This window comes from Prolixibacter bellariivorans ATCC BAA-1284 (genome assembly GCF_000621705.1).
Lineage (GTDB): Bacteria > Bacteroidota > Bacteroidia > Bacteroidales > Prolixibacteraceae > Prolixibacter > Prolixibacter bellariivorans.
Genome location: NZ_JHXO01000007.1, coordinates 428,053 through 449,048 on the forward strand (window position 1 = coordinate 428,053; position 20,996 = coordinate 449,048).

The 20,996-nt window shown below is 45.5% G+C and carries 16 protein-coding genes and 1 pseudogene; 12 read left to right on the forward strand and 5 right to left on the reverse strand.

Features of this window, described 5'->3' with window-relative positions; translation table 11 throughout:
• Window positions 1–250: 250 nt before the first annotated feature.
• From T426_RS0109780 to pta, 4 genes are all read right to left on the reverse strand, one after another.
• Entirely contained in the window at window positions 251–1,456 is a 1,206-nt protein-coding gene (locus T426_RS0109780) for an acetate/propionate family kinase (RefSeq protein WP_025865232.1), read from the reverse strand.
• A gap of 69 nt (window positions 1,457–1,525) precedes the next feature.
• Entirely contained in the window at window positions 1,526–2,731 is a 1,206-nt protein-coding gene (locus T426_RS0109785; protein ID WP_025865231.1) for an acetate/propionate family kinase, read from the reverse strand.
• 72 nt (window positions 2,732–2,803) lie between these two features.
• A complete protein-coding gene (locus T426_RS0109795; protein WP_025865230.1) occupies window positions 2,804–3,784 on the reverse strand; it encodes a 3-hydroxyacyl-CoA dehydrogenase family protein in 981 nt (326 codons plus the stop codon).
• Between the two features lie 71 nt (window positions 3,785–3,855).
• On the reverse strand, window positions 3,856–4,848 hold the full coding sequence (pta, locus tag T426_RS0109800; protein WP_025865229.1) for a phosphate acetyltransferase: 993 nt from the start codon (window positions 4,846–4,848) through the stop codon (window positions 3,856–3,858).
• A gap of 451 nt (window positions 4,849–5,299) precedes the next feature.
• On the opposite strand from pta, the gene T426_RS0109805 reads away from it, so the two are divergent.
• Window positions 5,300–8,215, forward strand: coding sequence for an FAD-binding and (Fe-S)-binding domain-containing protein (locus tag T426_RS0109805; protein WP_027585613.1), 2,916 nt, complete (start codon window positions 5,300–5,302; stop codon window positions 8,213–8,215).
• A gap of 38 nt (window positions 8,216–8,253) precedes the next feature.
• Here T426_RS0109805 and T426_RS0109810 read toward each other — a convergent pair whose 3' ends face one another.
• Window positions 8,254–8,589, reverse strand: coding sequence for a winged helix-turn-helix transcriptional regulator (locus T426_RS0109810; protein ID WP_199898652.1), 336 nt, complete (start codon window positions 8,587–8,589; stop codon window positions 8,254–8,256).
• Window positions 8,590–8,764: 175 nt separating this feature from the next.
• Between T426_RS0109810 and T426_RS0109815 the strand changes: the two genes are divergently transcribed.
• The 11 genes and pseudogenes from T426_RS0109815 to T426_RS23320 all read left to right on the forward strand — a co-directional run.
• Complete coding sequence (locus T426_RS0109815; protein WP_025865227.1) at window positions 8,765–9,646, forward strand: SDR family oxidoreductase; 882 nt, start codon at window positions 8,765–8,767, stop codon at window positions 9,644–9,646.
• 523 nt (window positions 9,647–10,169) lie between these two features.
• Window positions 10,170–11,411, forward strand: a complete 1,242-nt coding sequence (locus tag T426_RS25070; protein WP_025865226.1) for a hypothetical protein — start codon at window positions 10,170–10,172, stop codon at window positions 11,409–11,411.
• 182 nt (window positions 11,412–11,593) lie between these two features.
• A complete protein-coding gene (locus T426_RS0109825) occupies window positions 11,594–12,874 on the forward strand; it encodes a DEAD/DEAH box helicase (protein ID WP_027585614.1) in 1,281 nt (426 codons plus the stop codon).
• A gap of 194 nt (window positions 12,875–13,068) precedes the next feature.
• Window positions 13,069–13,659: a hypothetical protein gene (locus T426_RS0109830; protein WP_025865225.1), complete on the forward strand. Its 591-nt coding sequence runs from the start codon at window positions 13,069–13,071 to the stop codon at window positions 13,657–13,659.
• A gap of 86 nt (window positions 13,660–13,745) precedes the next feature.
• Window positions 13,746–14,666 (forward strand): M90 family metallopeptidase, encoded by a 921-nt coding sequence (locus T426_RS0109835; RefSeq protein WP_082229532.1) that lies wholly within the window; start codon window positions 13,746–13,748, stop codon window positions 14,664–14,666.
• A gap of 377 nt (window positions 14,667–15,043) precedes the next feature.
• Window positions 15,044–16,288 (forward strand): porin family protein, encoded by a 1,245-nt coding sequence (locus T426_RS0109840; RefSeq protein WP_025865222.1) that lies wholly within the window; start codon window positions 15,044–15,046, stop codon window positions 16,286–16,288.
• A gap of 180 nt (window positions 16,289–16,468) precedes the next feature.
• On the forward strand, window positions 16,469–17,545 hold the full coding sequence (locus tag T426_RS0109845; protein ID WP_036984735.1) for a patatin-like phospholipase family protein: 1,077 nt from the start codon (window positions 16,469–16,471) through the stop codon (window positions 17,543–17,545).
• A 28-nt stretch (window positions 17,546–17,573) separates the two neighbouring features.
• Complete coding sequence (locus T426_RS0109850) at window positions 17,574–18,344, forward strand: hypothetical protein (protein WP_027585616.1); 771 nt, start codon at window positions 17,574–17,576, stop codon at window positions 18,342–18,344.
• Between the two features lie 49 nt (window positions 18,345–18,393).
• Window positions 18,394–19,128 carry an outer membrane beta-barrel protein gene (locus T426_RS0109855; protein ID WP_025865218.1) on the forward strand — a complete coding sequence of 245 codons (735 nt, stop codon included), beginning with the start codon at window positions 18,394–18,396 and terminating at the stop codon, window positions 19,126–19,128.
• Between the two features lie 285 nt (window positions 19,129–19,413).
• Window positions 19,414–20,427 (forward strand): aldo/keto reductase, encoded by a 1,014-nt coding sequence (locus tag T426_RS0109860; protein WP_025865217.1) that lies wholly within the window; start codon window positions 19,414–19,416, stop codon window positions 20,425–20,427.
• A 266-nt stretch (window positions 20,428–20,693) separates the two neighbouring features.
• Window positions 20,694–20,996 (forward strand): annotated as a pseudogene (locus T426_RS23320) (hypothetical protein); the annotation flags it as partial.

Consider the following 20,996-nt stretch of genomic DNA (forward strand, 5'->3'; position numbering starts at 1 on the left):
AACAATCAACTGCACAAAATGACTGTGGAACTTATCCATCCGTTTACACATGTTGAAATTACGAAATGAAATATTCCCAAAACCTATGAAATGTTAGGATTTGGCATGATATAACATGCTCTTAAACTATTACTTTCAGGATGATAGAAAAGCCCCGTCCGGATAAGAAAATTCATCTTATGCCATGGCGGGGCTTTACAATTCAAAACTTTCGTTGAAAATTCCGAAAGGCAACGTCTTTAATTTAGAATTATTCTACATTGGTCAAGTTGTACGTTTCACGTGCAATAACCAACTCCTCATTAGTGGAAACTGTCATCACCGTTACATGAGAACCCGGGAGCGAAATGATTTCATCCTGACCATGCAAGCCCACATTCTTCTCGTCATCGAAGATGATTCCTAAATACTGAAGATTTTTGCAGACTAAATCCCGGACATAATCATTGTTTTCACCAATTCCTCCGGTAAATACGAGTATATCCAGCCCGTTCAATTCAGCAGCATAAGCCCCGATGTACTGCTTCACCCGGTGAGCGTACATCTGCAACGCCAAACGGGCCCGCTCATTTCCCTCTCGTGCAGCCGTAGCCAAATCGCGCATGTCGGATGAAAGTTGCGAAATACCTTTCACGCCACTTTCCTTGTTCAGCATGTCGTTGAGTTCGTTACTATCCATACCTTCGCGGCAGCCAATATATAACAACGCCCCCGGATCGATAGAACCACTACGCGTTCCCATCATCAACCCCTCGTTGGGCGTGAATCCCATCGAAGTATCAATCGATTTCCCGCCATCGATAGCCGTGATGGAAGCACCGTTCCCTAAATGACAGGTAATAATTTTCTGTTTTTTGATATCCCTTTTCAGGAACTTACAGGCTTTCTCAGCAACATATTTGTGGCTGGTTCCATGAAAACCGTAGCGACGAACCCGCAAACGCTCGTAATAATCATACGGCAACGAATAGAGATAAACCTCCGGTGTCATGGTCTGATGGAAAGCCGTATCGAAAACTGCTACTTGCGGTACGCCGGGAAGAAGCTCTTCCATTGCCTTAATCCCATCGTAGTTGGCCGGATTATGCAGCGGTGCCAGTTCGAAACAGTCGCTAATGCCCTTCTTTACATCTTCATCGATGATGCGCGCCTCGGTAAATGTTTCGCCGCCATGCGCTACACGATGCCCTACCGCTTCGATATCTTCCAGCTGATTCAAAACACCTACCTCCTGTTCGGTAAGCATCTTCAGGATAAGCCCAATACCTGTTTTGTGATTTTTGATTTCGGTCTTCACCAGGTAATCTTCCTGGTTAGGAACCTTATGCAACAAACAGCTTCCTTCGATCCCGATTCGATCGACAATACCCTTTGCTAACAAATCCGCATTACCATGAATAGAGAGCAGCTGATATTTGATAGACGAACTTCCACAGTTCAGGACAAGGATGTTCATTTTGGTTTGATTTTTGGTTTGAAAAAAGCGCCGGAATTTTCACAACCGACGCTTTTATATTTCGTTCAATTATTGATTCTTAACGATGGTTTCAGTGTCAATCGCAATCATCAGTTCTTCGTTGGTTGGGACGACAACCACTTTTACTTTCGAGCCTTCTTTGCTAATTAATTGTTCTTTGCCACGAAGACCATTATTCAGGTCCTCATCGAGCTCAATTCCCAGAAATTCCAGATCTTCGCAAACGCCTGCACGGGTAATGTCGGCATTTTCGCCAATTCCGCCGGTAAATACCAGCGCATCAACTCCACCCATAGCCGCAGCATACGAGCCAATGTATTTCCGGATACGATAATCGTACATTTTCATGGCGAGCTGAGCGCGCTCGTTACCATTCTCCAATGCAGCAATTTCAATATCACGGGCATCGGATGAAACACCACTGATTCCGAGCATTCCGGCATGTTTATTGAACAACGTTGATGCCGACTTGGTGCCGATTTTTTCCTTATCCATGATAAAGGTTACCGCACCTAAATCAATATCTCCGCTTCGGGTTCCCATAATGAGGCCTTCAACCGGTGTGAATCCCATGGAGGTATCAACCGATTCGCCATTTTTCACGGCACATACCGAAGCTCCGTTACCTAAGTGGCAGCTGATAATCTTTGAATTTTCCTGATCGAGTCCCAAAATTTCAGCAGCTCTGCGCGCAACATACCGGTGACTGGTTCCGTGGAAACCGTAACGACGAATACCATATTTAGTATACAATGCGTAAGGAATTCCATACATGTAAGCATGTTGCGGCATGGTCTGGTGAAACGCTGTATCGAACACCCCCACCTGGGGAACATCGGGCAAAAGCGCCTGCATTGCATAAATTCCTTTCAGGTTCGGCGGATTGTGCAACGGGGCCAGCTCAACACAATTCTCCATTTCCTGAATCACTTCATCATTAATGAAGACACTTCCTTTGAAAGCCTCACCACCATGAACTACCCGGTGACCGACTGCTTCAATTTCTTCGAGTCCTGTTATACAGCCATGCTTTTGACTGGTCAATACGCCCAGTACATATTCAATACCAATTTTATGGTCGAGAATTTCACCTTCGAACTTGACCTTGTCACCGGACTCCTTTTCATGTTTCAGGAAAGAGCCCTGCATTCCAATCTTTTCCACAACACCTTTGGCCAGCACAAGCTGATCAGCCATGTTGAAGAGCTGATATTTGATGGACGAACTTCCGCAGTTTAGAACTAATATTTTCATTTGATTATTTCCTTTCTGTCCGAACAGAATGAATGGTCTTTCAAACTGTCGGTAAAATATCGCCGCAGCGAATTAAACATTGAATGTTTTGAAATGCGCATTATCTATCATTCTTCCATTTTCGTCGTAGGTATAAAATCCTGCGCCGACCTCCTGGCCCATACGCTTGGCACGAACCAGTCGCTTCAAAATGGGAGACGGTTTATATTTGGTCTTGCCAAATTCGCTGTATAAATTATCCATCCAGCGAACCATCTTGTCCAATCCCAAAATATCGGCTAGTTCGAACGGACCGAACCGCATTCCAAAACCGATTTTCATCACTTTATCAATGTCGGGAAGTTCGCCTACTCCTTCCATCAAAACCTCACAAGCTTCGTTCAACAAAGATGAAAACAGACGAATGGAAATCAATCCGGCAGCTTCTTCAACAGGTATAACCAGCCGGTTGACCATCACTACAAACTTCTTCACCTTTTCGTAAACATCTTCAGAGGTGTACAAGCCTCTGACAACTTCGCAAACGCGAGCTTCAGGCGACTGCACGAAGAAATGCAAACTCACACAACGTTCCCGGTGTTTTAATTCGGAAGAAAGTTCCGTAATGATGATGGTTGTAGAGTTGGTCCCAATGATGCACTCAGGACTCACCACTTCTTCAATGCGGTGAAAAACCTCTTTCCGCTCATTGATTTTCCGCTCTTCATGAGCCTGCGAACGAATTGCTTCAATCACAAAATCACAATCAGCCAAATCATTGTAATCCAGACTTCCCTTAATACGAGCCAGAATCGCTTTTTTCTCACTCTGGGTCATTCCCCAGCTTTCGATTCGCTGATCGAGCACTCTGCTCATCTGATCGTAAGCTTCCTGAATTTTCTCCTGCGAAAGCTCGATGAATACCACTTCGATGCCGTAAACACTGGCAATCCTGGCAATATTCTGTCCTACACTACCGCATCCAACAATTCCAATTTTCGAAAACAGCGTTTTAATCTGCTGCTTTTTACTGAGTCCATAGAGTTCAATGGGCTCTACCTGAATCTCTGCCATTTTTATATCGAAATCAAATATGAAATATCTCTGTTCGTATTTTCCTTTCGGGAAAAACCAATTGTATTCTTTTATTGTGCCTGGTTGGCAGTAATGGCGACCATGTTCACAATGTCACTGACCGAACATCCACGCGACAAATCATTGATGGGAGCTGCCATTCCCTGCAATACCGGTCCCACCGCTTCGGCGCCAGCCAAACGCTGCACCAGCTTGTAACCAATATTACCGGCTTCCAGTCCCGGGAATACTAACACATTCGCCTGACCAGCCACTTCGCTTCCCGGAGCTTTCAATTCCCCAACCTCTTTTACCAGGGCCGCATCCAGCTGCATTTCTCCGTCGATTTTTAATTCGGGGGCCATGGATTGCGCCAGCTTGGTTGCCTGGGCAACTTTGTCGACCAAATCGTGTTTGGCACTACCCTTTGTCGAGAAGGAAAGCATGGCAACTTTGGGCTCCATTCCAACAATTGCTTTGGCGGTTTTGGCTGTGGTTACCGCAATTTCAGCCAACTGCTGAGCGTCCGGATCGGGCATTACCGCGCAATCAGCAAATACCAATACGCCATCATGTCCAAATGATTTATCCTTCAGAAACATCATGAATGCTCCTGATACCACACTAACACCTGGCATGGTTTTCACAAATTGGAAAGCCGGACGCAACACATCGCCAGTGGCATTAATCGCTCCGGCAATCTCGCCATCAGCATCGCCAGCCTTGATCATCATTGGTCCGTAGGTCAACGGATCGTTCAGCATTTCCAGCGCCTCTTCCTTGGTCAGCCCCTTCTTCTTCCGGATTTCCACCATCAAGTCGGCGTAGGCATCACGCTTTCCGCTGGTCTTCGGATTGATCATTTCTGCTCCTTCGATGTTGGCACCACATTTTTTTGCCTCGTCCGCAATCTTACCCGGATCGCCCAATAACACGATTTTCGCAATTCCTTCTTTCAGGATAATGTCCGTGGCTTTTAACGTTCTAATCTCCTCTCCTTCCGGCAGGACAATCGTCCGGTTCAGTTTCCGGGCCTGCTCTTTAATCTGATTCAATAATTCCATTACTATATGTCTTTTAAAACTTTTGACTTCAACCTTCAAAAATTACTGCAAAATTACAGAAAATAGCCTGTCCTGAAAATGTAACAAAGTCATGTTTTCGTTAACGAATGATAACTTATTCAAATGAATGTTCGCTTTGCCCTCTGATGTATTCTCTTTATTCAAGCTACTTCGATTTTTTCAGACAAAAGGTTTCATTCGTCATGTTTTACAAACGGCCCATAACTTTTTCACTTATGCTAGTTAATTACACCGCTATGACTTGAATAAAGATTTCACATCCCTACCCGATCCACGACGCTTTGGTAGGTTGTATGACAACTTTAGGATGAAAACAAAACTACCAAAACAGTGCTCTATTCCCTAATTTTCAAAGCATTTAATGAGTATAAATAATTTGGATGTTGCATAACTGATCTTTTGTATCTTAGCTTCACCAAATCATTGAAACATGTCAAGTACCGAACTATTTGAATCACTGGCCAAGGAACTGGAAGGCGAACTATTTACCGATCAGGTACATCGCATCATCTATTCAACCGATGCATCATCCTATCGGGAGAAGCCCATGGCCGTGACGATTCCAAAGAATAAATCCGATATCATCCGCATTCTGAAACATGCCCGCGAAAATCAGCTCTCCGTCATTCCCCGTGCTGCCGGAACTTCATTGGCCGGACAGGTAGTGGGAAGCGGCATCGTGATGGATATCTCGAAACACATGGACCGCATCCTGGAATTTAACCAGGAAGAAAAATGGGTGCGTGTGGAGCCGGGCGTTAACCTGGCGGAGTTGAACCTTTACCTGAAACCCTACGGATTGCAATTCGGACCGGAAACGTCAACAGCAAACCGTTGTCGTATTGGCGGCATGCTGGGAAATAACTCCTGCGGCCTCCATTCGCTCATCTACGGAAGTGTTCGTGATCATATTCTGGAAGTAGAAGCTTTCCTGGCCGATGGCTCCGAAGTTACTTTTGGCCCTTTATCTAAAAAGGAATTTGAGGCAAAATGCAACGCCGATCCCGAAAAGCTGGAAACGAAAATCTATCTCCAGCTAAAAGAAATGCTGGAGAACGAGGATACCCGCCGGAAAATTGAGGAGGTTTACCCTGAAAAGAGTGTGACCCGCCGGAACATGGGTTACGCCATCGACATTCTGATGGATACTGACCCGTTCGTTGGAAACGGCGTACCATTTAATATAGCCAAATTGCTGGCCGGTTCTGAGGGAACCCTTGCTTTCTCGACCTCCATCAAGCTGAACCTGATTCCGCTTCCGCCGAAAGTAAAAGGCGTGATAGCGGCGCACTTTTCTTCACTGGAAGATGCATTCCGGGGAAATATTGTAGCGCTGCAACACAAGCCTGGGGCCATCGAAATGATGGACGACATTATTATTGAGTGTACCAAAGAGAATATCGAGCAACGTAAAAACCGGTTCTTCCTGCAAGGGGAGCCGAAAGCCGTGCTCGTGATAGAATTTGCGCGGGAAACAAAAGAGGAAATTGAAGCCATCCACGAGGCGCTGGTGAAAGATATGGAAGAGGCCGGCTACGGTTATCACTTCCCGCTCATCTTTGGCGACGAGCAAATTCAGCGGGTTTGGAACCTACGTACCGCTGGCCTTGGATTGCTTTCCAATATTCCGGGCGACCGGAAAAGTACTACGGTGATTGAAGACACGGCGGTAAGTCCGGATAAATTACCGGAGTACATGGCCGAATTTCAGCAGGTGCTCGACGGTCACGGCTTACAATGTGTTTTTTACGCTCATATTGCTACCGGGGAAATCCATCTTCGCCCGTTACTCAATCTGAAAGACAAAAAAGATCAGGAGCTGTATTCTACATTGGCGCAGGATGTAGCTGGCCTTGTGAAAAAATACCGCGGTTCCCTTTCGGGAGAACACGGAGATGGCCGCCTGCGCGGTTCGTTCATTCCGTTTATGTTCGGTGACGAAATATACGGGCTGTTCAAGGAGCTAAAGAAAACCTGGGACCCGTGGAATATCCTCAACCCGGGCAAAATCACCGATGTGCCGCCGATTACGCAAAATCTCCGGTACAACCTCAACAACCATTATCCCGAAATAGAAACCGTTAGCGACTTCTCGTCGACGAAAGGATTCCTGCGGGCTGTAGAAAAATGCAACGGCTCCGGCGATTGCCGGAAATCGGAAGTAGTGGGTGGAACCATGTGCCCAACGTTCATGGCTACCCGCGATGAAGACAAATCGACACGCGGACGAGCCAACATTCTGCGCGAATTCCTGCACCATTCCGAAAACGATAAGCCGCTCGACCATCCGGAGATATACCAGGTGCTCGATTTGTGTATCTCGTGTAAGGCGTGTAAGGCAGAATGTCCGTCGAACATCGACATGGCGAAATTCAAAGCCGAGTTCCTGCAATATTATTATGACGAGCACGGAGCACCGCTTCGCTCGAAACTGATTGCCTGGTTGCCCCGCATGAGCGGTTTGGCTTCAGCGGTTTCACCACTGGCCAACTGGAACATGAACATGGGCCTCACCAAACGGCTTATCGGTTTTCACCCCAAACGCTCGATGCCAGCCTTCACCAGTAAAACGTTGAAAGGCTGGGCCAATAAAAACCGGCAACCAGAGGGTTTGAAAGGCAAAGTATACCTCTTCGCCGATGAATTTACCAACTACCAGGAATCTGATATCGGTATCAAGGCCATTCTGTTGCTGACGAAGTTGGGATATTCGGTCGAAATACCGAAGCATCGCGAAAGCGGCCGTACCTTTTTATCAAAAGGATTTATGCGCGAGTCGAAGAAAATAGCCAACGACAATGTGCGCATGCTGAAGGATAAGATTTCGGTGGAAACACCAATGATTGGCATCGAGCCGTCGACCATTCTTACCTTCCGGGACGAATACCCCGAACTGGTAGATGAACCCCTACGCGAAGCTGCCGTATCGTTAGGCGAAAATGCCCTGCTGTTCGAAGAATTCTTTGTGCGGGAAATGGAAAAAGGTAACATCTCGGCGGAGCAGTTTACCACCGCACAACGCGAAATTAAACTGCACGGACACTGCCAGCAGAAAGCGGTAGCCTCTACGACGCCGACTAAACAGATGCTTTCGTTGCCACCCAATTACCAGGTGAGCGAAATCAAATCGGGGTGTTGCGGGATGGCCGGTTCATTCGGTTACGAAAAGGAACACTACGAGCTGTCGATGCAGATTGGCGAAATGGTGCTCTTTCCGGAAGTCCGGAAATCGGCGGGCGAAACCACCATTGCCGCGCCCGGAACCAGTTGTCGTCACCACATCAAAGACGGAACCGGCCGGAAAGCCATCCATCCCATCGAAGTCATGTACGACGCATTAGCATAAGATATATCCGGAGGTGAGCTTTATTGCTTGCCTCCGGTTTATGCATATTGCTTTCTTTTCGATACAATAACCTCCTGATTATCTTTTGCCCATTTCACCAAACCATGAATGTGTGGCATCAGACTCTTCCCCAACAACGTTAAACGGTATTCCACCCGCGGGGGAATCTCGGGAAACACTTCTCGCGAAACCAGACCGTCTGCTTCCAGTGTCCGCAACGTCACGGTCAGCATCTTTTGCGATATATCGCCAATTGCTTTATGCAGTTCGTTAAAACGCATCTTCTCTTCATCACTCAGTACCAGTAAAACCAGTATTGACCACTTATCACCAAACCGATCCAGCACATTCCGGATGGGGCAACTTTCACTCATCGAAAAAACTTCTGAATTTTCTTTCATCCTATTCTCCTGACATTCACCTTTAGTTACTTCCGGGTAAGTACCGAACCCGCGCGTACCGTATTGCATTCCTAATAATTCCCCAATAACTTTGACTTACCAAAAGTAAGTAAAGATATTTTATATACTAATATTAAAACACACTGAGATGGCAAATATTTTAATTACCGGTGCAACCGGCCAACTGGGACAAAAAGTAGTTAAAAGCCTACTATCGAGAACAGAAGCTTCGAATATTGCTGCAATGGTTCGAAATCCCGAAAAGGAAGAAGCTGTCGATATCGCCGGCAGAGGTGTTGAACTGCGTAAAGCCGATTACGGCGATTACGAATCACTGGTGAAAGCTTTCCAGGGAATCAGTAAACTCTATTTCGTTTCCGGAAGTGATATTCCCCATCGGCTACCTCAACATGAAAACGTGGTGAAAGCAGCCGTGGAAGCGGGTGTTGGGCATGTGGTTTATACCAGCTTTGAACGGATAAACGAAACCGAAACTTCACCAATTGCCATGGTAGCCGAAGCACACATCAAAACGGAAGCCTGGCTGAAGTCATCCGGAATCACGTACACCATCTTAAAGCAGAACCTTTATCTGGACATGCTCCCCATGTATCTTGGCGAAAAAGTTATGGAAACCGGAGTCATTTACCTTCCGGCAGGTAACGGGAAAACAGGCTTTGTCTCGCGAAAAGACATGGCTAACCTGGCTGCTGAAATTCTCACATCAAAAGGACATGAAAACAAATCCTATGATGTTACTGCCGAAAAGGCATATTCATTTGCAGAAGTGGCTGAAGAACTATCAGGAATCACAGGAAAATCCATTCAGTACGTATCACCTTCACTGGAAGAGTACAACAATACACTGACCAAAGCAGGTGTCCCAGCCCAATTTATCGCACTTTTTGCCGGTTTCGCACAAGGAATCGCACAAGGCGAATTTGAGCAGACTTCGGATATCATCTTCCGGGTAACCGGAAAACATCCGGTATCAGTACCTGAGTTTCTGCGACAGGTTTACAAAGGCTGAACAGAGAGAGCAATCCGGATAGCAGAAAGATTAACATCTTACGATATAGAAAAACGCCGGGTCGATTTGTCCCGGCGTTTTTACATTCCTTCCCTTCCTCTTTAAGATTAGATTCATTCTAATTTCTGAGCTGTTGATAACTTTCGTTTTTAGCCCGATTTGATGGTGAACGTATCATTTTGTGTGGTGAACGTGCAAAAATCCGGGATGAACGGAAAAAGGCAACGGGTGACATACCGTCATTTGAGCAGCAATTTCTTACCGGAATTTTGCATTATGAAAAGTAGAATTTACTTTCGCCGACCAATTAACCAAACGAGAGATTAAAATAAGCACCATAACGGTTTCGGAACATGCAGGAGAATTCTGTCTGGTGAAAGTTTAATTCTTCCGGATAGATATAAATGAGCATTAACTGAAATTGCCAAAACGAACTGACTCGATGACAACTATTCAAATAGCAATATTACAGCAATAAACGATTGCTATAAATTCTATTAATCAATTAATCTACAAGTTTCCGATGAAAAAAAAATTAATCTTCAAATCACCGCTTTATCTTTTGCTGCTCGGCCTCCTCTTTCTTAATAGTTGCGAGAAAGACAATTTGCCCATTGACCAGACCATCTATTCCAACCAGGTCAACTTTCAGGTAGCCTACGACGAAGCCTTTGAGAGTTCGGTCTATCCGTCGTTGATACTTGGATTAGCAAATTACTCGGCACGCAACGCAGAAAGTTTTGAGCTTTTCAAGTACAGCATGGTTAACCCGACTGAGCACACCGAAGTAAAAGTCAATCTTTCACCGTCGCTGATTAACAATGAATCTGCCTTTCATGCGCATCTCGACACGGCGGAAAAAGAAAAAGCTTTCTTCCCCATGATCAACTGGAACTACGAGAACCTGAAAAGCCTGAAACAACCCGGTACCGTTGACCTGTCATTTGCCTGCTACATTAACGGAGAAGAAACAGACAATAAAAACCTTCGGTTAAACTACCGCTCGGTGAATGAATGTGTGTATGGTTTTATCGACGATTCGGGCAACTATGTCGACTTGGGCTGGATGTTTGCGGCTTATGTGAATGAAAATAATCCAAGTATCGACAACTTTCTGGAAGAAGTCCTTTATCGCCATATGGTTGATGCGTTTACCGGATACCAGGTAAGCAAAGAAGAAGTGATGAACCAGGTGTTTGCCATTTGGAATGCACTTCAACTCCGGAATGTAAAATACAGCTCGATTACTGCCACCAGCAATCCGTCTCAAAAAGTGTTTTCACAATATGTCCGTTCATTCGACGAAGTTTATCAGAATTCGCAGGCCAACTGTGTCGATGGCAGTGTTTTTCTTGCTTCTGTGTTAATGAAGATCGACATCAAGCCCTTTCTTGTTCTCATTCCCGGCCATATGTATCTGGGATTCTATACATCGGAAGATAAAACAGATTTTGAGCTTCTTGAAACCACCATGGTAGGTGACATCAATCTGAACGAAATCTACGAAGCCAACGGCGAGATACACAATCTGAATAAATACCTCGGATATTTGTCTCTCGATACCTACAACCGTTACCTGAACGGCTATGCGACGCTGGAAAATCTCAAACAGGAAATTTCCTATAACAGTTTCCTGAAAGCCATCAATCAAAACATTTCCAGCTGGAATTACAATCGTTCAGCATTTAACAATCCGGAGAACGTAGAATACCAAATCTTTGATATTGCGGAACTGCGCAAAGTGGTGCAGCCAATCGGAATATAATCATTCAGCTCACCCTCCGCGCCCCAGCCGGTGGTGTGGAGGATGAGTTTGCTTCACTATCGCCATTTCAACAAATACAAGAACTCCCGCCTTCCCCTTCTTCTGAATTCTCCCTTAATCTACTCATAACAGTAAATCCAATTAATTACACTACCTTAGCCGCCTTGATCTACATATAATATATGACATTTAAAGAATTAGAGATTATCGAACCTATCCTGAAAGCACTTGCTGCTGAGGGATATTCAAAACCCACCCCGATTCAGGAACAATCCATCCCCATTTTATTGAAAGGAAGAGACCTGCTCGGTTGTGCACAGACTGGCACCGGCAAAACAGCCGCTTTCGCCATCCCCATCCTACAACATCTATATCAAAAAGGGAAACAACATAATGGTCAGCGCAAAATCAAGGCGCTCATTGTAACACCCACAAGAGAACTGGCCATTCAGATTGCAGACAGTTTTTCGACGTACGGTCGATATACCGGCATCAGGAACACCGTCATTTTTGGAGGCGTAAAACAAGGCCCGCAAGTTCAGACGTTAAAACGAGGTGTCGACATTTTGGTCGCCACGCCGGGTCGTTTACTCGACCTGATGAACCAGGGATATATTTCCTTAAAAGATATTGAGTACTCAGTGCTGGACGAAGCCGATCAAATGCTTGACATGGGCTTCATTCATGACATTAAAAAGATTATTGCCCAATTACCGTCCAAACGGCAGTCACTGTTCTTCTCGGCTACTATGCCGCCGGATATCGTCAAGTTGTCGAACAAACTGTTGGGCAATCCACAGAAGGTAACCATTCAGCCGAAACAAACGACTGCCGAAAAGGTAGAACAGTCGGTATACTTTGTCAGCAAACAGGGCAAACCGAAATTGCTGGTACACCTGCTCAAGAATGAGTCGGTGAATTCGGCACTCGTTTTTACCCGCACCAAGCACGGAGCGGATAAAATTGTCAGGATACTGGGAAAAGCCGGTATCGATGCCGGAGCGATTCACGGCAATAAATCACAAGGTCAGCGTCAGCGTGCACTCGGAAGCTTCAAAAGCGGCCGGATGGGCGTTCTGGTGGCAACCGACATCGCCGCACGCGGCATCGACGTGGAAGAATTGTCGCATGTCATCAACTATGACCTGCCCAACATTCCCGAGACCTACGTTCACCGCATTGGCCGGACAGGACGGGCCAGCGCCAGCGGTACCGCCATGTCGTTTTGCGATACCGAGGAAAAGGCTTATCTGCGTGATATTCAAAAGCTAATTGCTCAGAATATTCCGGTGGTAGCTGAACATCCTTATCTAAGTGATGGAATGGAAGCCCCTGTATTGCATCAGTCGAAACCGCAAAGGTCTTTTCAGGGCCAGCGGCAAGCCAATCGGAATAACAACAACGAAGGAAGAAGCAGTCGGCCCAAACGGCCACGCGTTTATTCGCAAAAACGAAATTCCTGATTGCGCGTATGGTACTGGTTAGGTAAAACGGGTACCACACCAAACAGGAATCGAAAAGATAAATAGCCTTTCCCGGTATTAACAAACCGGGAGAGGCTTTCTCTTTGTTGGGCTAATCGTAATGACCGGATACTCTTTTCTTTTTTAGGAAAATAGCTAAATTAGTTGTCTGATAAGCAACCAACTGAACAGACATGGAATCAAAACAACCTGACGAAGAGCAACCATTTGAAGTCTTTTCCGGATTGTCACATCACATCCAACACTTTGTTTTCAGGCCCGGAGCGCTACTCATCCTTTGGGGATGGGTGATGTTTTACAGCTATTTGACCAATTATATTTTTAAGAAAATTCTTCTCTCTTCGCATGTACAGTCCTTACTCGGAAACCTGGGAATCGTCCTGGGAGCTGTAGCACTTATTATTACCGTCTTTTATCTCCTGCGTCAAACCAGGCCTGTGGCAAAAGAGGAAATCTACCTGCGGTATGTCTGGGCTTCCCTGTTTGTTGGCCTGGTGCTCATCAACCTCATTCAGTTTAATGTACTGCACCAAATCAACTTCGAGCTGCAACATCCCATATTCATGGTCGTCATTGCTTTCGCCATTGTGATTAGCGGCGGTATCCTGCATTATCCTTTTCTCCTCGTCGGAGGTATCATCTTCGCCATACTGGCTTATGTGGCATCCTGGCTGCCGTTAACCGATCAACTGCTGATGGAGGCCATTGGCTGGCTGGTCGCATTTATCCTACCGGGCCATATCAGGTATTACCTGCATAAATAGTAAATTGTCCGTCGTTGCACAGGCAGATTGAGCCAGTAATTACAAGCAGTAAACAAATATCTGTATCAAAATCATTTGAATAATATATGACAGAACTGGAGAACTATTATCGCCGCAAAATCAAACGTAGTCAAATCACTTCAGCGGTCTTAAGTATTATTATTTTGGCGGGATATACCGCAATTGTCCTGACGGTTAAATCAGACCGGCCAATCATTCTCGCACTGGTGATTGTTCTGGGCATTGGCCTCGCCCATTGGCATTATAACCGAAAATATTACCAGCGGTTGAAATTGCTTCATCAACCATTCTCCAACGAATGGGTACAGTTTCTTGAGCAGCATTCCCTGTTCTACCGAAACCTGAAGATTGAAGAGCGTCAGTTATTCAATGAACGGATTCTGTTTTTCCTTTCCGAGAAAAGAATCGAAGGGATTGATACATCACTTGATGATTCGACACGTCTTTTGGTAGCGGCCAGCGCCATTATCCCAACTTTTGCCTTCCCCTATTTCGAATATCCCGATGTAGAAGAGGTATTAATTTACCCCAACTCTTTTGACGAAAAGTTCCAGACTGCCCGTTATACCGGCGTCCATGAAAACATTACCGGTATGGTGGGAAATCGTTTCATGAATAAAACGGTCATCCTTTCGAAACCCGACTTACTGGCCGGATTTGACGGCACAAAAAACAAAAACAATGTGGGAGTTCACGAATTTGTTCATTTGATTGACAAAATTGACGGTGCTGTTGACGGAGTACCTGAATTTCTGCTTGACAATGCTTACGTTTTGCCCTGGCTTCAAGCTATCAAAGAAGAAATGCTCAAAATTGAAAGGGGAAGATCGGATATCAACCCCTACGCACTAACCAACAATGCAGAATTTCTGGCCGTGGTTAGCGAGTACTTCTTCAACAGTCCGCACGAGTTTCACCAGAAACATCCCGAATTGTACCAATACATGGTTTCCATCTTCCACCAAAATATCGATGAAAAAAGCTAAAAAGGAGAAAAAATAGTCAGCTTCACAAAGGTCTAATTCTCCCGGCTATTATTTTTATTAAATAAATTTCTATTTTTGATTCTGCTTATTCGACCTACACAATCAACAATAGATGAACAAAAGACCTGTCTCCTCAAATGGAAATAACCGGATTTTTATCATTGCCCGGCTAACCTTCATGTTTAACTCTATACGTTTCTGTTTGTATAAACGGCTTTCATATGAGACAAATACCTGGTCGTTGCTATGGAATTCCTGAACTTCGGATACCACCGGCCAACTCTTTTTATCGGTTTAAAGAGTATCGATTCGAAACTTGCATTTTAAAACAAGTAAACTAATCCGATGATAATTATTAAAACAATAATGCTTAACCTATGAAAACAGCAAAAATCGTCAAATCTCTATCATTCCTGATTCTGATCACATTTCTATCTCTGACCACCTATTCACAGCAAAACTTCATACCGGGATACATTGTGACTCTTCAGGGGGACACGTTAAAAGGCTCCATCGACTACCGGAATTGGGATGAGAATCCGAACAAAATAGCTTTTAAACAAGACAATGAGCCAAGTATTCACAAGTACACCCCGCTCGACATCAAATCATTTCAGGTCAGCGACGAGATATATGTAAGTGCCATTGTAAAAGCGTCTGTCAACTCGAGGATTATCAGCAATCTAAGTGATGAAAGTAATCTGGAAGCAAAAGTAGATACAACATTTCTTCAAACATTGGTACAAGGCGACAAAAGCCTGTATCATTACAAAAATCGCCTCGGAATAAATAACTTCTATATCAAATACCATAACAAGTACATTCTACTAATCTACAACGTCTATAAGTTACACTCAGAAAACAAAATTTACAGAGATAAAAGATATGTCGGCCAGCTGGCATTCTATTTCAACAATGCTCCATCGATAAAGGAGCTAGCTCCACATACGGACTATACTAAGTCAAGTTTGAGTCAACTCTTCCTGACCTACTACAAACAGAACTCACAAACAACAAAATTTAATAAAAAGGTTGATAATGGTACCGTTGAGTTTGGTATCGTAGCAGGGACAACTATCACAATGGCTGAATTTTCGGGGGGTGATTTATTTGACTACCTAACGAGAGTCCATATTCCTAAGTCCGTTAATCCAACGGCAGGCTTGTATCTCAATTACGTTATACCACGCGGTCAGGGAAAACTTTCAATTTATAATGAGCTAATCTATTGTTCGTATAAAGCCGTCGCGGAATACAACTCCTCCATTAACGCTACACGAACAAATTCTGAACTTGGTTTCGGCTATCTGTCAATGAATAACATGGTACGTTTCAAATATCCGATAAGCAGGTGTTTCGTTTTTATCAATGGTGGAATTACCACTGGTTTGAAAATAAGTGAAACCAATCAGAAAATCGTGACGAGTACTTATAAAAACACAAAAGAGAAGGCATTAGATGAAGTCAGGAAACTTGAATTCGGTTATATCGGAGGTGTCGGCTTAAAATATCATCGTTATTCCCTGGAAGCCCGGTACAAGAGAACGGGAGGTTCATCTCCTTATGTGTTCTTAAACTCACCTGTTGGCCAATATTTCTTTGTCTTGGGATACCGCTTCTAATACTTTTAAATATATACCGGGATGAACTTAGATCGTCCCGGTATATATTCCACTGAATCATTTTACTTTCGCAATTTAGAAATCTTATATTCTATTGAGGAACACCCCTTTCCTACTCTTCCGTTTTGCCGGAATAGCATTTATTCAATAAATTTACTCTCCAACACAATTAACCTCATCATGAAGAAAGTACGCATCCTCTCGCTTGATGGCGGCGGTATCCGCGGCATTATTCCGGCTACGGTTTTAGAATACATCGAGAACAAATTCATCGAGAAAACCGGTAATCCCAACGCCCGGTTAGCCGATCTGTTCGACTTTATCATCGGAACAAGTACCGGAGGGATACTCACCTGCTTCTACCTTACGCCTAACCCTGAACAGAGAGAAGGCCAACCACTGACCAAATACAAAGCCTCGCAAGCGCTGGAGTTCTATTCCGAGAAAGGTTACCGCATCTTCAATGCCTCCAAACACTATTCGTGGCTTGGCTTGCGTCAGCTGTACAATGCCAGCAAGTATACGGCCAACAACCTGGAATCCATCTTTGCCGAAGAGTTCGGCGAACTGAAGATGAGCGAACTGGTGAAACCATGCCTGGTCACTACATACGATTTAGCTTCCAAATCTTCATTCTTCTTCAGTAGCCGCGAACCGGAACACAAACAGCGGGAGTTCTATGTGAAAGATGTGGCGCGTTCCACTTCCGCCGCTCCCACGTACTTCCCCTCGGCCGTGATTAAAAACCTCGTTACCGGCAATACGATGGTGAATATCGATGGCGGTGTGTATGCCAATAATCCGACGATGTGTGGTTACGCCGAATGCCGGAACTCTGTCTTTCCGCAAGCTTCTTATCCATCGGCCGAACAGATGCTGATTCTCTCCATTGGGACCGGCGGTGGACAGTTTGATTTACCGGCGGTGGAAAAGAGCAGTAACTGGGGATTGCTGAAATGGGCTAAATCGACACCCGACATCATGATGGACGGTAGCTTCGATACGGTCGATTACCAGTTGAAAAGACTGTTTGGCTCACTGGCCGAAGAACAGCAGTACAACTACAAACGCGTTGATGTTCCGCAAGACAAACGCTATTACGCCAAAGATATGGCGGATGCATCGCCGGCCAATATCGAGGCATTGAAAGAAGCCGGTAAAGAGGCCTTAAAGGAAGCCCAGAAAAACCATGAGCAATATAGCCTGGATAACTTCATCGACATGCTGATGGCCAACGCGCCTGACAAAACAACCTGACAATACAGATAAAACCAATTCTGTCCTGATGAAGCGAATTAGAAATACCATATTAACCATTCTGCTATTGAGCTCTTACCTGCTCTTTTCCTATTACTATTTCAACGGCTGGTGGTACTCCTCCATCGGGACGGCTCTTATCCTGTTTTTCAGTTACCTTCTCTGGGGAAAAGAGTTTCTTCGCGTCACCGGATTGAAGATATCCTTCAAAATATTCACTAAAACCGTTCTTCTCGTGCTTATCGTAGTTATCGGTTCCATGCTGCTCATCCAACATATCGGAAGCCGGAACCAGGTAGCCATTCAGTTCACGAATTACCGGAACTACTACCATGATATTTTCTACATACTCAACGAAGAAATCATCCTGGGCGGAATTCCGCTGTATCTGCTTGTCCGCAAATGGAAAATCAATTCGCTGTTAGCCGCAGCCGCTTTGGCCTTATTTTTTGCTGCTGGTCATTTCGCCTTTTACCGGTGGATATTCCTCCAACGCGGTACACTCGGGCCGACCACTCTAACCACCCTTTTCCTTATTGGCTTCGTACGAAATAGCCTCATCGTTAGTAACCGGCATATCGGATACTCGTGGGCATTGCATTTCGGATGGATGGTGCTCCTGTTTGGCAGCCGGTTGTACCGTGTGGAAACTAACATCAACCTCACCGAACCCGAACGGTTCAACATGTTTCTCGGTTCACCGGAAATGGTCAGCATCAGCTTAATCCTAGCCGTGGTCAGTTTCATTCACCTAACGGGAATAGATAAACGAATAAAGAAGATAAATTTATCTGAATAAGCAACCATCCTGCCCCACTCTTCATCTGATAATAAACTAATCTATTGTCATGAAGAAATTAGCACTGTATCTACTACTGATTCTGCCTGTCGTTTCGCAGGCACAAGACAACAAAAAAGGAATTAGCTTATCGCTGAAAGGTGGCCTCACCCTGGCGAACATGTATGGAAAGGATGTGCAAAGCGAGACATTTCTGAACGGAGACTCACCGGATAACTTTTATGCCAACAGCGCCGCCAGCGATCGCTTAAAACCCGGAATGAATTTCGGCGGCGTCCTCGATTTCCGTTTCAGCAACTTACTATCATTGGGTATCGGGACATCGTATATCCAAAAGGGTACCCGCATTAATGCCACCCAACATTGGAACAACGATTTGCAGGATTTCGAACCGGTGGATGGCCGCATTAACTGGATTCAAAACTACCTGACGCTGGATGTTCCATTGAAAATCTATTTCCCGGTAAAGGAAAACGAACTGTACCTGCAGGGCGGTCCTACGTTTGCCAAACTGCTCAACTCAAAAGAAAAAGGAAAGGTGACTGTCGGAGGAAGCGATTATACATACGAGAATGACCGGGGGGCCAATGATACCGAGCCCGGATACTTTGTAGGCGCCGGCTACCTGTGGTCGATGACTGACAAACCCGGCGATATCCTCATCGAATTTATCTGGAACCGAACGGTTGGCAAATCATATGGCCGCGACCTGATTCCCCATCCACAGTATTATTATAACCAGACCTTCAGCCTGAATGTTGGCTACCGGTTTAACTGGCATTAAGAATAATTCCAATCCCCTAACGCGACCACAAATAACCTACCCGAAGAGACGCGAATCATCGCGTCTCTTTTTGTCTGAACCCGGATGACACAGATTAAAGACACTGAACAAAATTTCCGTAACCCAAATGATTTAGCAGAAGCCCAAAGAATAAGGAACAAACGTTAAAGAATCAAAACAATCCCCGCCTCATTCAACTTTTCGGCCCTTCCGGCAGTTTACACCAATAAACAGCACCTAAACAGCATTCCACGCTGAAAAGATAACTAACAAAAAAGACGTATCATGAAGTACAACTTATTAGGAAATACCGGATTAAAAGTTTCGGAACTGTGCCTCGGCACCATGACCTTTGGCGGACGCGGCATGTGGACCGCCATCGGGACCCTGCCGCAGGAACAGGTTAACGCACTGGTGAAGCAGGCCGTCGACGGCGGCATTAACTTCATCGACACGGCCAACGTGTACAGCGAAGGCCTCAGTGAGCAGATGACCGGACAGGCTATCCGCGATTTAGGCCTGAAACGCAGCGACCTGGTGGTAGCTACCAAGGTGCGTGGTAAGATGGGCGAAGGCCCCAACGATTCCGGTCTAAGCCGGAAACACATCCTGCAACAGGCCGACGAAAGCCTTCAACGACTGAACATGGATTACATCGACCTGTACCAGATTCACGGCTTCGACGCATTGACACCGCTCGAGGAAACCCTCGACGCCCTCGATTCGCTGGTGAAAGCCGGCAAGGTTCGTCACATTGGGTGCAGCAACCTGGCTGCCTGGCAAATCATGAAAGCGTTGGGCATCTCGGCCCGCGAGCACCTCAGCAAGTTCGTTTCGCTGCAGGCCTACTACACCATTGCCGGACGCGACCTCGAGCGCGAACTGGTTCCGCTCCTTCTCGACCAGAAACTGGGCCTGATGGTCTGGAGTCCGCTGGCCGGAGGATTGTTGAGCGGTAAATACGGCCGCGATGTGGAATCGGGCGAAGGACGACGGGCCAACTTCGATTTCCCGCCGGTGAACAAAGACAAAGCCTTCGACATCATCGATGTGATGCGCGAAATTGCCACAGCCAAAGATGTCACCGTGGCACAAATTGCCCTTGCGTGGCTGTTGCACCAGGAAGCCGTCACCACCGTGATTGTGGGCGCCAACAAGCCGCAGCAGCTGGCCGATAACCTTGCTTCGGTGAACGTACAGCTCAGTGCCGACGAGCTCGCTCAACTCAACGAGGTAAGCCAGCTGGCACCCGAATATCCCGGCTGGATGCTCGATCGCCAGGGAGCCGACCGGAAATAACCCGTCGCTTCCGCGAAATCGCAAAACCAAAAACAATTCTATATAATTCATCCTCGTCTGGTTCCGCCCGGATGGGGATTTTTTTTGGTTTCAGGTTACGCTGAGGGGTTTCTGTAGTTATAAGGGTTTCTATTCTTTTTGTTGTTCTGAACCCGGAAGAAGCATTTCTCATTGTCCACCAAAAAATCCTCCTCCGACCTGCGGCCACCTCCTCCAGAGGAGGACATTGTCTTGTCCTGAAATAGGTTTACACAAAAAGTAAACTTATGGCAGGATTTAGTATGTATAGCGAGAGTTTTATAAAACAAGTCGTTAACGAAGTACAAATGGGGCTTATTACCAAAGAAGCAGCCCGACGGAAGTACCATATTAAAGGGCACACAACAGTTTTAAAATGGATTCGTAAATTTGGTAATGAAAAGGTTTATTCTGTTGGTATGGAACCGGATGATAAAATCTCCAAAACGGCCCTTCTGAGACGTATTAAGGAGTTGGAAAAACAACTGGAAGATGAGAAACTCCGCTCCGAAGGATTTTCACAAATGATCGATATTGCAGAAAAGCAATTT

What these genes read in the sequence shown, in the direction of transcription:
- T426_RS0109780 (WP_025865232.1), bottom strand. Translation starts at nt 1,456, where the DNA reads ATGAACATCCTTGTCCTGAACTGTGGAAGTTCGTCTATCAAATATCAG.
- T426_RS0109785 (WP_025865231.1), bottom strand. Translation starts at nt 2,731, where the DNA reads ATGAAAATATTAGTTCTAAACTGCGGAAGTTCGTCCATCAAATATCAG.
- T426_RS0109795 (WP_025865230.1), bottom strand. Translation starts at nt 3,784, where the DNA reads ATGGCAGAGATTCAGGTAGAGCCCATTGAACTCTATGGACTCAGTAAA.
- pta (WP_025865229.1), bottom strand. Translation starts at nt 4,848, where the DNA reads ATGGAATTATTGAATCAGATTAAAGAGCAGGCCCGGAAACTGAACCGG.
- T426_RS0109805 (WP_027585613.1), top strand. Translation starts at nt 5,300, where the DNA reads ATGTCAAGTACCGAACTATTTGAATCACTGGCCAAGGAACTGGAAGGC.
- T426_RS0109810 (WP_199898652.1), bottom strand. Translation starts at nt 8,589, where the DNA reads ATGAGTGAAAGTTGCCCCATCCGGAATGTGCTGGATCGGTTTGGTGAT.
- T426_RS0109815 (WP_025865227.1), top strand. Translation starts at nt 8,765, where the DNA reads ATGGCAAATATTTTAATTACCGGTGCAACCGGCCAACTGGGACAAAAA.
- T426_RS25070 (WP_025865226.1), top strand. Translation starts at nt 10,170, where the DNA reads ATGAAAAAAAAATTAATCTTCAAATCACCGCTTTATCTTTTGCTGCTC.
- T426_RS0109825 (WP_027585614.1), top strand. Translation starts at nt 11,594, where the DNA reads ATGACATTTAAAGAATTAGAGATTATCGAACCTATCCTGAAAGCACTT.
- T426_RS0109830 (WP_025865225.1), top strand. Translation starts at nt 13,069, where the DNA reads ATGGAATCAAAACAACCTGACGAAGAGCAACCATTTGAAGTCTTTTCC.
- T426_RS0109835 (WP_082229532.1), top strand. Translation starts at nt 13,746, where the DNA reads ATGACAGAACTGGAGAACTATTATCGCCGCAAAATCAAACGTAGTCAA.
- T426_RS0109840 (WP_025865222.1), top strand. Translation starts at nt 15,044, where the DNA reads ATGAAAACAGCAAAAATCGTCAAATCTCTATCATTCCTGATTCTGATC.
- T426_RS0109845 (WP_036984735.1), top strand. Translation starts at nt 16,469, where the DNA reads ATGAAGAAAGTACGCATCCTCTCGCTTGATGGCGGCGGTATCCGCGGC.
- T426_RS0109850 (WP_027585616.1), top strand. Translation starts at nt 17,574, where the DNA reads ATGAAGCGAATTAGAAATACCATATTAACCATTCTGCTATTGAGCTCT.
- T426_RS0109855 (WP_025865218.1), top strand. Translation starts at nt 18,394, where the DNA reads ATGAAGAAATTAGCACTGTATCTACTACTGATTCTGCCTGTCGTTTCG.
- T426_RS0109860 (WP_025865217.1), top strand. Translation starts at nt 19,414, where the DNA reads ATGAAGTACAACTTATTAGGAAATACCGGATTAAAAGTTTCGGAACTG.